7 protein-coding genes and 1 pseudogene are annotated in these 10,916 nt (G+C 73.3%); 3 read left to right on the top strand and 5 right to left on the bottom strand.

Annotation, left to right across the window (positions count from 1 at the left end; all coding sequences use genetic code 11):
• Positions 1 to 140: 140 nt before the first annotated feature.
• Positions 141 to 2,012 carry a malto-oligosyltrehalose trehalohydrolase gene (gene treZ, locus N865_RS20760; RefSeq protein ID WP_084328436.1) on the top strand — a complete coding sequence of 624 codons (1,872 nt, stop codon included), beginning with the start codon at positions 141 to 143 and terminating at the stop codon, positions 2,010 to 2,012.
• Between the two features lie 48 nt (positions 2,013 to 2,060).
• Here the strand turns inward: treZ and N865_RS20755 are convergent, their stop codons facing one another.
• Both N865_RS20755 and N865_RS20750 read right to left on the bottom strand, forming a co-directional pair.
• Positions 2,061 to 3,014 (bottom strand): acyl-CoA thioesterase, encoded by a 954-nt coding sequence (locus N865_RS20755; protein WP_034810180.1) that lies wholly within the window; start codon positions 3,012 to 3,014, stop codon positions 2,061 to 2,063.
• 33 nt (positions 3,015 to 3,047) lie between these two features.
• Entirely contained in the window at positions 3,048 to 5,177 is a 2,130-nt protein-coding gene (locus tag N865_RS20750) for a RecQ family ATP-dependent DNA helicase (protein ID WP_034810178.1), read from the bottom strand.
• A gap of 108 nt (positions 5,178 to 5,285) precedes the next feature.
• Here N865_RS20750 and N865_RS20745 point away from each other — a divergent pair, with 108 nt between their 5' ends.
• Both N865_RS20745 and N865_RS20740 read left to right on the top strand, forming a co-directional pair.
• Positions 5,286 to 5,762 (top strand): acyl-CoA thioesterase, encoded by a 477-nt coding sequence (locus N865_RS20745; RefSeq protein ID WP_034810177.1) that lies wholly within the window; start codon positions 5,286 to 5,288, stop codon positions 5,760 to 5,762.
• On the top strand, positions 5,759 to 6,391 hold the full coding sequence (locus N865_RS20740) for a hypothetical protein (RefSeq protein ID WP_034810175.1): 633 nt from the start codon (positions 5,759 to 5,761) through the stop codon (positions 6,389 to 6,391). Before N865_RS20745 ends, N865_RS20740 begins: the two co-directional genes overlap by 4 nt.
• Before the next feature lie 26 nt (positions 6,392 to 6,417).
• Here N865_RS20740 and N865_RS20735 read toward each other — a convergent pair whose 3' ends face one another.
• The 3 genes and pseudogenes from N865_RS20735 to N865_RS23130 all read right to left on the bottom strand — a co-directional run.
• Entirely contained in the window at positions 6,418 to 7,218 is an 801-nt protein-coding gene (locus tag N865_RS20735) for a glycerophosphodiester phosphodiesterase (RefSeq protein ID WP_034810174.1), read from the bottom strand.
• 10 nt (positions 7,219 to 7,228) lie between these two features.
• Positions 7,229 to 8,242 carry a hypothetical protein gene (locus N865_RS20730; RefSeq protein WP_034810172.1) on the bottom strand — a complete coding sequence of 338 codons (1,014 nt, stop codon included), beginning with the start codon at positions 8,240 to 8,242 and terminating at the stop codon, positions 7,229 to 7,231.
• A 7-nt stretch (positions 8,243 to 8,249) separates the two neighbouring features.
• Positions 8,250 to 10,916, bottom strand: a pseudogene (locus tag N865_RS23130) (hypothetical protein); the annotation flags it as partial.

Raw genomic sequence — 10,916 nt, 5'->3', positions numbered from 1 at the left:
GCCACCGTCGCGCTGCCGCCCGGCCGGTGGCGCGACCTGTTGACGCACCGGGAGGTCGAGGGCGGCTCCCGCGCCGTTGCCGAGGCGCTCGCCGGCGACCTGCCGGTCGCGCTCCTCGTCCGCGCAGGCGGGGAGACGGCATGACGGCTGCACCGGTCCGGGTCTGGGCCCCGTCGGCGTCCGCCGTGGACGTCCTCGTGGCGCCGGCCGACGACGCTGCTGCCCTGTCGATGGCCTCGTTCGCCGCTGTCGCGACCCGCCGTGCCATGTCGCAGGAGGCGAGGGGCTGGTGGTCATGGACCCCTGAGCGCCCCGGGCCGGTCGACTACGCCTTCTCGCTCGACGGCGGCGAACCGCTGCCCGACCCACGCAGCGCCTGGCTCCCGAACGGTGTCCACGGCCCGAGCCGGACCTTCGACCCGAGCGCGCACGCCTGGTCGGACCTGGCCTGGCCGGGCCCCCGCGAGGGACGTGGAAGCGTCGGCGGCGTCCTCTACGAGCTCCACATCGGGACCTTCACCGCCGAGGGGACCTTCGACGCGGCGGTGGCCCACCTCGACCACCTCGCGCTGCTCGGCGTCGACGTCGTCGAGGTCATGCCCGTCGCCGCGTTCGGCGGGACGCACGGCTGGGGCTACGACGGCGTCCAGCCCTATGCCGTCCAGCAGGCCTACGGGGGTCCGGCCGCCTTCCAGCGCTTCGTCGACGCGTGCCATGCACGGGGACTCGGGGTCTGCCTCGACGTCGTCCACAACCACCTCGGGCCCACTGGCAACTACCTTGGCGCGTTCGGCCCGTACTTCAGCGAGGGTGCGTCGACCCCGTGGGGCCCGGCGGTGAACCTCGACGGGGCGGGGAGCGAGGTCGTGCGTCGGTGGGTCGTCGACGATGCGTTGCGCTGGTTCCGCGACTTCCATGTCGACGCGCTGCGGCTCGACGCCGTCCACCAGCTGCGCGACTCCTCTCCGCGGCACATCCTCGCGGAGCTGTCGGACGAGACCGCTCTTCTCGCAGAGCTGCTCGGACGGCCCCTCGACCTCATCGCGGAGAGCGATCTCAACGACCCCGTCATGGTGGCGCCGACGAGGCGCGGCGGCCGTGGGATGAGCGCGCAGTGGGACGATGACGTCCACCACGCCCTCCACGTGACCCTGACGGGTGAGACGCAGGGCTACTACGCGGACTTCGCGGGAGGGACGCCGGTGTGGCCTGCGGGAGGTCCGCTGTCGGTCCTGGCCAAGACGCTGACCGAGGTCTTCCTCCACGACGGGCGCACGTCGACCTTCCGTGGGGCCCTCTGGGGCGCGCCCGTCGACCGGCACGCGATCTCCGGGCACCGCTTCGTCGCCTACCTCCAGACCCACGACCAGGTGGGCAACCGTGCGTTGGGTGACCGCATCGGCGAGACGATCACCCCGGGCCAGCAGGCGATCGGCGCCGCGCTCTACCTCCTCTCGCCCTACACGGCGATGGTCTTCATGGGGGAGGAGTGGCGGGCCAGCACGCCGTTCCGGTTCTTCACGTCCTTCGACGAGGAGTGGCTCGCGCAGGCGGTGCGCTCAGGCCGCCGCAGCGAGTTCGCCAGGCACGGTTGGGACGAGGCCGACATCCCTGACCCGCAGGACCCCGAGGCCCGTCAGGCGAGCATTCTCAAGTGGGACGAGGTCGCCGACCCCGGCCACGCCCGGATGTTCGCCTTTTACCGGCGCCTCATCGCCTTGCGGAGGGCCGAGCCCGACGTCGCAAGCGGTGACCTCACAGCGACCTCCGTCGGCTTCGACGAGGAGGCGCGCTGGCTCGTCCTGCACCGTGGGTCGGTGGCGGTCGTGGCCAACCTCGCCGCGTCGCCGCAGACGGTGCCGTGCGGCACGGTCATGGAGGTTCTCGCCTCATGGGACGACGCCTCGCCCCACGACCATCCGGCAGCCGCGCCGCCCCGTCGGGCGACCCCGCCCGACGGCATACACCTGGGGGCTCACGACGTCGCCGTCGTCCGCCTCGCGCGGCCCTGACCTTGTCACCAGCGGCGGCCGGAGCGGACCCGGTGACCGGGTGCCCGGTCAGGACTCCTTGAGCCGGATCATGCCCTCCTGGGCGGTCGTCGCGACCAGGCGTCCGTCCTGCGCGAACATCTGACCGATGCCGAGACCCCGGCCACTGATCGCCGAGGGCGACTGCTGGGCGTAGAGGACCCAGTCGGAGATGTCGACGTCGCGATGGAACCACATCGAGTGGTCCAGGCTCGCCGCGCGCAGCCGGGGGTCGGTCCAGACGACGCCGTGGCGCCGCAGGATCGGCTCGAGGAGCGTGTAGTCGCTCGCGTAGGCGAGGACGGCCGAGTGGAGCAGCTGGTCGTCTGGCAGCTCGCCGATCGCCCTCATCCACACGTGCTGTTCCGCGACGCGTTCGGTGCCGGCATCGAGGAACACGCTGCCCTCGACGTGGCGCTGCTCGATCGGCCGGGACTCGGCGATGTGTTTGGCCCCGGGATGGTCGATGCCCCCGAAGACGTCGGAGAGCGAGCGCAGCTCGTCGGGGCCGGGGACCTCGGGCATCGGGTCCTGGTGGTCGAGACCCCCGGCACGTTCCTGGAACGAGCACGTCATCGACATGATCGGCGCGCCCTTCTGGATGGCATGAACCCGCCGCGTCGAGAAGGACGCGCCGTCGCGCATCTCCTCGACGGCGAACCGGATCGGCAGGGTGTCGTCCCCGGGTCGCATGAAGTAGCCGTGCAGCGAGTGGATCGGCCGCGGGCCGTCCCCGACGACGTCTCTGACCGTGAGCCCGGCAGCCATGACGCACTGGGCGAGCACCTGCCCGCCGAAGACCCGCCCGTGCGGCATCTTCTGGCTGCGGCCCTCGAAGACGCGGGCCGAGGTGGCGCCGATGGAGGAGGCGGCGTCCTGGCCCTCGATCCCGGTGACCGAGATGTGCGCGGTCCCGAGCTCACGGAGCGTGAGGACGTCGATGAGGTCGGCCAGGGGCGGCAGCGCTGTCAGGTCGTCGGTCACGGCACGACCCTAGCCAATCGTTGCTCGCCCCGATCAGCCCTCCACCGCGAGCGTGAGCGGCAGGACGCTCGGGGCGCCGGCCTCCCGCAGCAGACCCGCGCAGACCGTGAGCGTCCACCGCGAGTCGGCGACGTCGTCGACGAGGAGCACTGGCCCGGGGATGCCGCGCAGCCGGTCCGCGAGGTCGGGCCCGACCCCGAGCCGGCCCCACACGTTGGCGAGGCGGAAGGCGCTGTTGCCCCCCGGATCGCCGACGGGACCACCATCGAGCAGGTCGAGTGCCCCGAGGTAGGGAAGCCGCCCCAGCTCTCCGAGGCCGGTGGCGAGGGACCCGACGAGCTGGGGGCGCCGACGGGAGGGGACGGAGACGATCGCCACGGGGCGCTCGTCCCAGCCCCACCCGGCCAGGACCTGCACGCAGGCCCGCACGATCTCCTGCGTGACAGGCCGGTCCTCGCCGCGGAGCAGCTCGCGCAGGCGCTGGCCCCAGCCGAGGTCGCTGAGACGCGCCACCGCGCGTCCGGGCTCGCTGGAGACCCCGGGGGCGATCCGGCCCCTGAGCGGCACGCCGAGTCGCTCCATGCCGGTGGGCCACTGCGCGCGGGGGTCGAGCACCACCCCGGGGCGGTCGAGCCTCGACCGGGCGGTGTTGACTGCTGCCTCCGGGATGGCCGGGTCGAACCACGGCCCGGCGCAGCGGTCGCAGCGCCCGCAGGACTCGGCGGTGTCGTCGTCGAGGCATCGCTGGAGGAACGCCATGCGGCACTCGCCCGTGCGTTCGTAGTCGATCATGAGCTGCTGCTCGCGCTCCCGAGCCTCGCTGACCCGACCGTAGCGCTCCGCGTCGTAGGTCCAGCTCGCCCCGGTGGCGGTCCAGCCACCCGCGACCCGCTGGACGGCGCCGTCGACGTCGAGGACCTTGAGGAGCAGCTCGAGGCGGGTGCGACGAACGTCGACGATCGACTCGAGGGCAACGGTCGAGAGCGGGCGGCCGGCGTCGGCGAGGGCACGCACGACCGCATCGGCCTGCTCCTGGCGAGGCATCGACGCCGAGGCGAAGTAGCGCCAGATGTCCTTGTCCTCGGGCCCGGGCATGAGGAGCACGTCGGCCCGGTCGGTGGCACGCCCGGCACGGCCGACCTGCTGGTAGTACGCCACCGGTGACGACGGCGCGCCGAGGTGGAGGACGAAGCCGAGGTCTGGCTTGTCGAAGCCCATCCCGAGGGCGCTCGTCGCGACCAGCGCCTTGACCCGGTTGTCGCGCAGGGCCTCCTCGAGGCGGATCCGCTCGCCCGGCTCGGTGCGGCCGGTGTAGGCGGCCACCTCGTGCCCGGCCTCGCGCAAGGCGACCGCGACATCCTCGGCCGCGGCGACGGTCAGGGCGTAGACGATCCCGGACCCAGGCAGGTCCGCAAGATGGGCGATGAGCCAGGCGAGGCGCTGCTCGGGGGCCGAGAGCGGCAGCACGCCGAGCCGGAGCGAGGCCCGCGCGAGCGGGCCGCGGAGGGTCAGCACGTCGTGTCCGCCGGCGCCGAGCTGCTCGACGACATCGGTCACGACGCGTGCGTTGGCGGTCGCCGTCGTCGCGAGCACGGGAGTGCGGTCCGGCAGGGTGAGCAGCAGGTCGCGGATCCGGCGGTAGTCGGGCCGGAAGTCGTGGCCCCAGTCACTGATGCAGTGCGCCTCGTCGACGACGAGGAGCCCGCACGACTCGGCGAGCGCGGGCAGCTGCTCGTCGCGGAAGCGGGGGTTGTTGAGCCGCTCCGGACTAACGAGCAGGACGTCGACCTCGTCACGGGCGAGGGCACCGGAGACCGTCCCCCACTCGTCGGCGTTGGTCGAGTTGAGCGTCACCGCTCGGATCCCGGCCCGCTCGGCTGCCGCGATCTGGTCGCGCATGAGGGCGAGCAGTGGGCTGACGATGACCGTCGGACCGGCGCCCTCGGCGCGGCGCAGGGCCGTCGCGACGAAGTAGACGGCCGACTTTCCCCACCCGGTCCGTTGGACGACGAGGACCCGGCGCCGGCCCTCGACGAGCTCGGCGATCGCATCGAGCTGGCCGTTGCGGAAGTCGACGTCGTCGCGGCCGACGAGACGGCGCAGCGCGATCGTGGCCCGCGCGCGCAGGTCGGTAGCCGGAGGTGCAGTGGGTGAGCTCGCCATGCCCCCAACCTACGGGCCCGCGGTGACGGGACCCAGCGGCATACGGCGGGGTGTGGACAGTGGTGGACACCCGGCAAGTGGTGTGGACAGGGCTGGGAGGATGGGCGCATGAGCGCCCCCTCCGACGACCTCAGGCCGTATGCCGCGCACGTGTCCCTGCGCTGGTCGGACATGGATGCCTACGCCCACATCAACAACGTGCAGTTCCTGCGGCTCCTCGAGGACGCCCGGGTCATCGCCTTCCGCGACTGGTTCGACGGCGGGGGAGCCGGCGACCGCTCGATGCTCGAGGAGGGTGTGCTCGTCTCCCGGCACGAGATCGAGTACCTCCGTCCACTCGGCTTCCGTCACGAGCCGGTGCGCATCGAGCTGTGGGTCTCGCGCGTCGGCGGCGCTGGCTTCGACGTCGCCTACATCGTCCGTGATCCCGAGGGCGTCGGTGACACGGTGTACGCCGTGGCCGAGACGGAGCTCGCGCTCTACGACTTCGCCTCCGCTTCGCCGCGGCGGATGCGGCCCGAGGAGCGGGAGGCGATCCGGGTCCACCTGGGCGACGCGGCTCCCTTCCGGAGGCGGCGCCGGTGAGCGAGATCGACTTCGGCGACCCGCGCGGGTTCGCCGACTTCGCGACGTTCATCGGACGCTCTCGCCGTGTCAGCCCGGAGGGATCGGTCCGTCTGCAGGTCCTCGGCAGCGTCCTCGTCGCGACCGTGGCCGTGCTCGAGGGCTCGGGGCTGATGGGTGAGGGGACCGTGCTCGGGATGCGCATCGTGCCCGTCGTGCCGGGGCCGCCGCTCGACGTGACGGTCGCGTTCGCCTCCGTCGCCGACCGGCTCGCGAGGGCCGACGGCAGGACGACGACGCTCCACGTCCCCCCGACGACGGTCCAGGCGTCGTGGGCCGGTCTCACTCCGCCTCGCGGCGGATGGGAGCCCGTGGGCAGCCTCGACGGAGGAGTCGTCGATGATCTTGCGGCGCAGGGCATCTCGGACGTCGCCGCCGGGACCCCCGAAGGCGCGGGGGCGCAGGCGGTCGCGGCGCTGCGGCGCCGCGTCTGGGGTGCGATGACCGACACGGTTCCGCCGGTCACCGCGGGACTCGCCTTCGGAGCGCACGTCCTCGGGTTCACGCGGCCGGGTGAGCCGGCCACCGTCGCCGCACACGGCCGGTGGACCCGGGTGAGCACGAGCCGGGGGCACGTGCTCGCACGCTGAGGAGCTCGCGGGGAGCGGTATGCCGCTCAGTCGCGTCCCGTCCACACGCCGCGTCGCGTCAGGACGTCCTTGAGAACGTCGATCCGGTCGCTGACGAGGCCGTCGACACCGAGTTCGAGCAGGCGCTCCATCTCGCCGGCGTCGTCGATCGTCCAGACGTGGACCTGCTTGCCGTGGGCGTGCGCCACCTCGATGAGCTTCGGCGTGACGACCTCGACCGTGCGCCCCCTCAGCGGCACCGACGTCGGCACCTGGAAGACGTCGGCCGGTGTGCGGAGGACGGCGGACAGCATCCGCGGCGCGAGCACGGCCAAGGCCGTGCCGATCTGCCCCGCGGCCGTGGCGACCCGTCCGCGTGCGAGTCGGCGGAAGTGCGAGAGGCTGCGTTGCGAGAAGGACCCGACGCAGACGCGGTCGTGCAGGCCGCGCTCCTCGATGAGCCGCCACAACGGCCCTGCCGTGCCCGGCGCCTTGAGGTCGATGTTGAGGTTGATGCCGGGGAACGCGTCGATGACGTCGGTGAGGAGGGGGATGGCCTCCTCGGCGTGGTCGCCGACGAGACGCGCCGATGCGACCTCGGACCACGGCAGGTCGCGGATCAGGCCGGTGCGATCGGTCACGCGGTCGAGCCGATCGTCGTGGAAGGCGACGATCCGGCCGTCCCGGGTCAGGTGCACGTCGGTCTCGAGGTGCGTGTAGCCGAGGTCGACCGCATTGCCGAAGGCCGTCATCGTGTTCTCGAGCCCGACGTTGGGCCCGTAGAGCGCCCCGCCCCGGTGCGCGAGGGCGACCGGGGTCCGGGCGAGGTAGGGCCGGGGCGTCGACATGGGTGCGAGGTTAGCTCCCGAGTCCGTCGTCCGGTGGCTCAGCACGAAGGCTGGTCGGGCCGTCTCCGGACCGAGTCGCCACCTCGGGTGCCGCTCGGGTCCGGTCGAACCGGTCCAGGCGCTCGAGGCCGAGGTCCGTGACGTCGAACCACACGAAGAAGTCGAGCGTCCCGAGCCGGTAGGGGAGTGAGCGCCAGTGAGCCGCCACACGCTCGATGGCCTCCTCGGTGGAGCACGGCCACGGGCGGAAGCGTCCGAAGGCGATGCGGCCCGGCCGGAGCAGCCCCTCGCGAAGGAGCAGCCCCAACAGGGCCACCGCTCGCTCGGTGGGGTCCTGGGCCGGCTCCGAGGTCGGGCCTTGGGGGAGGTTCCCCGGGGCATCTTCGGTTGAGCTTCCGTTGGCGTCCTGGGAGCCGTCGCCCGCCCAGACGCAAGCCGCGTCGAAGATGCTCGCGGCCCAGACCCAGTCGTCGGCCGCCCGGGTGAGGACCTCGTCGACCTCGTCACGGGGCACGGCGACGGCGGCCGCTGACACTGCGACGCCGGTCACGACCTTCTCCTCGGTGCCGTCGGGGTGGAGGACGTCGATGACGGCCCCGCCCCGGGCCGACGCGCGGCGCAGCCCGACCTTGATGCCGTCGGGGCGCATGGTCCAGGAACCCGGGTAGGAGGGAAGCCCCACGCAGTCGGCCGACGGCGCACCGAGCGCCCGCGCCAGCCCGAGGGCCAGCTCAGTCGGCTCGAACCAGACGAACCCGTCGCTGCCCGACCGCTCCGGCTCGGCGAGCCAGTGCGCGGCGATCCGTGAGTCCCAGTCGTCGGCAGGCCCGTCCCAGGGCACGTGACGGCCGGCCACGATGTCGCCGGGTACGACCAGGCCCGCCCGCAGCATCGCGGCGGCCAGGGCTGCCGCGCCGGCCGCTGCCGCCAGTCCGTCCGGCTCCCCGCCTCCCGCGGCCACCGTGAGGAAGTCACGAGCGGTGAGCCAGTCGTGGCTGGCCCGCACGACCAGCTCCGAGATCATTGCGCCCTCATCCTGCTCTGCGTCTGCTCTTGCGTGGTTCACCGACATGGACCTTTCTTCTCGTACCGTCTGGGAACTCGAGCTCGATCGTCGCGCCGCCGCTGTCCGACTCGATCCTGAGGGAGACCCTGATCCCGTCCGGGCGGATCATCCAGAAGCTCGTGTCGTAGCAGCGGTCCGGGTCGACGACGGCGTCCTTCGTGATGGTCGCGTGCAGCTCGAGGATGGCGTCCTCGGTGGGGACGACACGGACCCACTTGTTCTTGCCACGCGGCAGGGCCTCGAACTCCCGCAGCGGCCCGTCGCGGCCCTCGGCGATCTCGAGGCCGTCACGGCCTCGGGTCGGAAGCCGGTCCAAGAGGCTGGACAGGCCCTCCGTGACACGTCTGGTGAAGGCCGTCTCGGCCGCGTCTCGCACCTCGGCCCGGCGTGCGGCGCGAAGCTCGTCGCTCGTCGGCATCACCGGCGCGGCCCGGCTCGCGATGGCCCACAGGGCGCTCGCGGATGCCGGGCCGCGGGGTCCGGTGAGCAACCGCGCGAGCTCGGCGGAGATCCGCGCCTCCCGCTCCTCGTTGGCCGCAGCCTGCTCGGCCGAGACATCGGAGCGCAGCAGGCTGATGACGAGGTCGTCACCGGCGCCCCGCGTCGTGCCCGTGGTGAGGATCGCCCGGAGCGCGTCCAGCAGCCCCCCCGGCCCCGTGCGCACGGCGACGAGGGCGTTCTTGCCCTCGGCCGCATCCCGGAGCAGCCGCTGGTTGAGACCGTCCTGCCGAGCCGCCTCGCCCAGGAGCGCCGCCGAACCGGCCCGTTCGTAGAACGCGACACGGATGAGGGCGTCGTCGACGGCCTCGCCACGAGCGGCACGTTCGCGCGCCGCCGCCACCTCGCCCTCGACCAGCTCTTGGTGCGCACCTGCGGGCGCCTGGCTCCCGCTGCTGATGTCGGTTCCCACGGCGAGGGCGCCGACGATCGCAGCCAGCTCGCCCGCGGTCAGGACCGGCTCGAAGCCCTCGGGCCCCTCCATCGCGCGCCCCACCGGGGCCCCGCACGACGGCGCCGCGATGGTCGCGAGCACGCTCGCGCGCATCTCGTGCAGCCACTCGACGACGAGGGGCTCGAGGGCTCCCTCGTTGGTCTCGAACTGCCGAGCGGTCGACGGCTCGCTGCGTGCCGAGGCGCTCGTCTGTGCGATCTCGGTCATGACGCGGGACCGCACCGTCGCGGCCGCCTCGCTCCCGTCGCCGGTCGACGACCTGAGGAGGTCGAGCAGGTCGTCGTTGGTCGCGAGGCGGAGGTCGGGTGTCGAAGCGCTCGACTCGGCGGCGTAGGCGATCCACCGACGCACGAGGTACTCGGCCACGTCGAGCCGCTCGCCGTCTGCGCTGCGGATCACGTCCTGGCCCGTCGCCGCGCTCAGGACCTGGAGCCGGGAGGCGGTGTCGCCGCCGACCTCCGTCAGGAGGGTGTGGAGGGCGTCGCCGGTGGTGTTCGCGTCCTCGAAGAGCGAGGCGAACCGGTCGCTCCCACGGGGCGCCAGCGTCGTCCCGTGGCGGCGCTCGACGTCGTCGTCACGGGTCTCCGCGACCTCGGCGTCGATCGTCGCTGTCACGAGGCGCGTCAGGAGCGGTTGCGGGAGCGCCCTGCTGTCGCCACCCCGACGCGCGCCCGTCAGCGCCTGCCCGAGCAGCCAGTACCCCGCATGGCGGAACCGCCCTCCTGCGGACGTGACCTCCGCGCCGGCGAAGTCGACGAGCTCGTCCCCGAGAAGCGCTGCGCGGGAGGCGACCTGCGCCGCCGTGCGTGGGTCGAGGCCGGCCGGCGGTCTGGCCGTCGCCGAGATCAGGAGCGAGCCGATCACGCCTGCGACGGACTGCCCCGCCTCACTTCGGGACTGGTGAACGCCGACCGCGGACAGGATTTGGCCCAGCCCGTCGACCCAGAGCTCGGCGACGAGGGCCTGTGCGTAGAGCGGGTCCTCGACTCGGCCGCGCACCCGGGCCAGGAGATCTCCGAGGCCGGGGTCAGCGGCATACGTCCGGGGATCGGTGAGCCGACGCAGGGCCGCCGCGTCCGCCACGGCCAGTGCCTGTGCGGCAGCGACCCGGGAGGCGCCCTCGGCGAAGGAGAGGCCGCCCGTCACCGCACGACGCACCGCGTCGTGCGACGGCGTCACACCGCCCGGTGCCACGGTGTCGGAGAGGGCGTCCACCGACCGTGCGGCCCGGCGGCCGGCGGCACGCAGCTCGGCCCTGACCGCTTCGTCACGCCGCAGGAGTCGCGCCTGCGTCCGCGCGTGCTCCTCGTCGAGCCGGGCGAGCAGGAGCGCCGCCTCGGGCGCCGTGCCGGCGCGGAGTCGGATCGTGGCGCTGGCCCAGGCGTGCTCGTCCGCGGCGGCATCCCACTCCCTCTGGAGGGCCCGCACCGCCGTGGTCGCCCGATCGAGGGCCGCGGCGTACCGGGTCAGCTCGGCACTCGCCGGCGGTATGCCGTCGAGCACCCGGCGGGATCGCCGTCCGAGCTCGGTCGCCTCGGCGACTGCCGTGCGCGCGGCTACACCCGACCAGACCTCGGGCAGCAGCCGCACAGCGTCCCCGCGGACCGTCGCGGTGTCCCGAGCCGCCGCGGCCGCGCGGGCCAGACGCGCAGCGACCGCGCGGAGCGTCTCGGCGTCGCC

It is taken from the genome of Intrasporangium oryzae NRRL B-24470 (genome assembly GCF_000576595.1).
GTDB classification, from domain to species: Bacteria; Actinomycetota; Actinomycetes; order Actinomycetales; family Dermatophilaceae; genus Intrasporangium_C; species Intrasporangium_C oryzae.
The sequence above is the reverse complement of the archived record's forward strand: the minus strand, read 5'-3'. Positions and strand labels throughout refer to the sequence as shown.

Excerpts from the sequence above, each read along its gene's own strand:
- treZ (WP_084328436.1), top strand. The coding sequence starts at position 141 with ATGACGGCTGCACCGGTCCGGGTCTGGGCCCCGTCGGCGTCCGCCGTG.
- N865_RS20750 (WP_034810178.1), bottom strand. The coding sequence starts at position 5,177 with ATGGCGAGCTCACCCACTGCACCTCCGGCTACCGACCTGCGCGCGCGG.
- N865_RS20745 (WP_034810177.1), top strand. The coding sequence starts at position 5,286 with ATGAGCGCCCCCTCCGACGACCTCAGGCCGTATGCCGCGCACGTGTCC.
- N865_RS20735 (WP_034810174.1), bottom strand. The coding sequence starts at position 7,218 with ATGTCGACGCCCCGGCCCTACCTCGCCCGGACCCCGGTCGCCCTCGCG.
- N865_RS20730 (WP_034810172.1), bottom strand. The coding sequence starts at position 8,242 with ATGATCTCGGAGCTGGTCGTGCGGGCCAGCCACGACTGGCTCACCGCT.